Genomic DNA, 3,009 nt, shown 5'->3' with positions numbered 1-3,009 from the left:
ATCAGAGCATCTACAAAACTGAACTGACCTTCCCGACGAACTGACATCCCACCGCCTCCAGCCGCTGCAGAACCAGTGAATCATATCAGTGGAATTTTGCAACGGTCCCACAAGGGGCGAGGATATTGCGGCGCACCTCACCCCAACTCCTCAGCCATGGCCAGAAGCTTGCGCACGATCTCGGTCGCGGCGGCCTCGTCCTTGCCGAGCTTGCGGGCAACGGCTTCGCGGAGATTGAGGAAGGCGGCATCGACGCCGCGCGGCAGTTCGGGTCCGTCATGACGGCCGCGACCGTGGCGCTCTTCGCGCTCCTTCATATGCTCGCCCAGCGCCTTCAGCCGTTCGACAATCATCGCGGCCTGATCCCGGCTTTCATCGAGATGCGCCTTGCCCTCGGGCGTGATCGTGTAGAGCTTCTTGTTGCCTTCCGAGGTCGTCGCGGCATAGCCGGCCTCTTCCAGCAGTGTCAGCGTCGGATAGATGACGCCGGGGCTCGGCGCATAGGCGCCGCCGCTCATCTCCTCGATCTGCTTGATGAGGTCATAGCCGTGACGCGGCTCGGCCTCGATGAGCGACAGGACGAGAAGGCGGATATGGCCCTGACCGAGCGACCGGCCACGCGGACCGAACCCGTCATCGCCGCCGCCAAAGCCGCCGCGACCGGGACCACGACCACCGCCCTCGCCCATGAAGCCGCGCCCGAACGGGCCACGCCCCATCAGCATCATGGCAATCATCTTCTCGCGCTTGCCGAAATGGCGACCCTCGCCATGATCCCCGCAACCGCCGCCGCGCCGGCCTTCGCCGTGGTGACGATCGCGATCATGACGCCCATGAAAATGTTCTTGCATGGAATTCTCCTTTAGATGTGTTTTCGATATATCGGAATATAGATCACATCCTCGGGAATGCAAGAGTTAGATATATCGCAATCGTATCTTTAGACAAACGAAAACGGCCGGGAGAAAGCTCCCGGCCGTAAAATCAACACCTTAGATATATCGAAAAAATATCGATCAGTCGTAGGTTTCGAGCACCTGGTTCATGCTGCGCGACGGTTCCTCGCATCCCGCTTCGCCCACCACGCGGGCCGGCACGCCGGCCACCGTCGTGCATCTTGGCACGGCCTTGAGGACAACCGAACCGGCGGCAATGCGCGAGCACGAGCCGACCGTGATATTGCCGAGCACCTTCGCGCCGGCACCGATCATAACACCATCGCCGATCTTCGGATGACGGTCGCCGGTTTCCTTGCCGGTGCCGCCCAGCGTCACGCCCTGAAGGATCGACACGTTGTCGCCAATGACCGCCGTAGCACCAACGACGAGGCCGGTCGCATGGTCGAGGAAGAAGCCGCGGCCGATCGGGGCCGCCGGCGCGATATCCGTCTGGAAGACGCTGGACGAACGGCTTTGCAGATAGAGCGCAAAATCCTTGCGGCCCTTCGCCCACAGCCAATGCGCCAGACGATGCGTCTGGATGGCATGGAAGCCCTTGAAATAGAGGACAGGCTCGATGAAGCGCGTGCAGGCCGGGTCGCGGTCATAGACGGCCTGGATGTCGACGCGCAGGATCGTTGCCCATTCCGGCCAATCGGCCAGCATTTCCTCGAATGTCTGACGCAGCAGAACGGCCTGCATGTCGGGATGATCGAGCCGTTCGCAGATCCGATAGATGACGCAATCTTCCAGCGAACGCGCATTGATGACGGTGGAATACATGAAGGCGGCGAGTACGGGATCGTGCTTCGCAGCAGTCTCTGCCTCAAGCTTCATCGCATCCCAGATGGGATCGACGCTCTTGATGTGACTGATCGGCTTCAGTTCGCTGTGCGCGGACATGCGCTTCTCCTTGCTGGCTTCCTTGGAGAGACAATATATTCCATCCCGAAGAGAACTTAAATGGGGTGGGCCAAATGAACTTAACGCAGCCTTTCGCCGCCGGCGGCATCGTGGCAACGCTGGATGGTCCTGTCGGCACGCTGACGATCGCGAATGCCAGACGGAAGAACGCGCTGAACCTCGCCATGTGGCAGGGCGTGGCGGAGGCGACCGCCTGGCTCGTTGCGCATGACGCTCGCGCCATCATCCTGGAAGGCGATGGCGGCGTCGATTTCTCCGCCGGTGCCGACATTTCCGAATTCGACGCGGTGCGCAAGGACACGGCAAGCGCGCTCGCCTATGAGGCTGCCAACAGCGCCGCCTTCGCCGCCATCCGGCAAGCGCCCGTCCCCGTCATCGCCAAGCTGCGCGGCATCTGTTTTGGCGGCGGGCTGGGGCTCGCCGCTGCCGCAGATCTCCGCATCGGTGACGAAACCGGCCGCTTCGCGGTGCCGGCCGGCAAGCTCGGCCTTGCCTACCCGGCCGACGCCATGGCCGACATCGTCGCAGCACTCGGACAGGCAACGGCACGGCTGGCTGTGTTTACGGCGCGACAGTTCACGGCGGCGGACCTTGCCGGCTCCGGCTTTCTGACGTTGCAGGTCGCAAGCGCCGCACTTGATGAGACCGCCGCCGGCATCGCGGCAGACATCGCGGCGAATGCCCCGCTCTCCGTCCGGGCGTCAAAGGTCTCGATCCGCGCCGTGGTCGAAGGCGATGCGGCGCTTCAGGCGGAAGCCGCGCGACAGGGGGCAGCAACGTTTGACAGCGCGGATTATCGCGAGGGTCGCGCAGCCTTTGCGGAGAAGCGGAAGCCTGCCTTCACCGGGCGGTGATGGGGCACCCGTCCTCTCCCCCTGTGGGAGAGGATAGCTCGCCCCAAGAGGCGAAGCCGATTGGCATGGCGAGCTTGGTGAGGGGTGAATGCGGCAGATGCCGGAGACAAATCCTAACCCCTCACCTGGAAAATCTAGCACTTAGCTAAAGCTAAGGCGCTGATTTTCCTTCCTCTCCCACAAGGGGACCATTGCATAACTCGCACTTGTTGGGATTTTGAGGATTGAAGACGCAGCTTTTCGAGCCCGGTTGTTGATTTTCCGGGCTTTTGGGTTGTTCTTTGTCGGCTTTG

The 3,009-nt window shown here is 62.0% G+C and carries 3 protein-coding genes; 1 reads left to right on the top strand and 2 read right to left on the bottom strand.

Annotated elements, in window-relative coordinates; translation table 11 throughout:
* Nucleotides 1-137 precede the first annotated feature (137 nt).
* Nucleotides 138-851, bottom strand: coding sequence for a PadR family transcriptional regulator (locus tag LQK84_RS24945; protein ID WP_230831482.1), 714 nt, complete (start codon nucleotides 849-851; stop codon nucleotides 138-140).
* A 165-nt stretch (nucleotides 852-1,016) separates the two neighbouring features.
* Entirely contained in the window at nucleotides 1,017-1,841 is an 825-nt protein-coding gene (cysE, locus tag LQK84_RS24940; protein ID WP_230831481.1) for a serine O-acetyltransferase, read from the bottom strand.
* 74 nt (nucleotides 1,842-1,915) lie between these two features.
* Here cysE and LQK84_RS24935 point away from each other — a divergent pair, with 74 nt between their 5' ends.
* Nucleotides 1,916-2,716 carry an enoyl-CoA hydratase-related protein gene (locus LQK84_RS24935; protein WP_230831480.1) on the top strand — a complete coding sequence of 267 codons (801 nt, stop codon included), beginning with the start codon at nucleotides 1,916-1,918 and terminating at the stop codon, nucleotides 2,714-2,716.
* Nucleotides 2,717-3,009 lie beyond the last annotated feature (293 nt).

Origin of the sequence: Rhizobium sp. C4 (assembly GCF_021026315.1) — a bacterium.
In the GTDB taxonomy this organism is placed as follows: domain Bacteria; phylum Pseudomonadota; class Alphaproteobacteria; order Rhizobiales; family Rhizobiaceae; genus Ensifer_A.
This window is presented reverse-complemented; position numbering and strand designations above follow the sequence as displayed.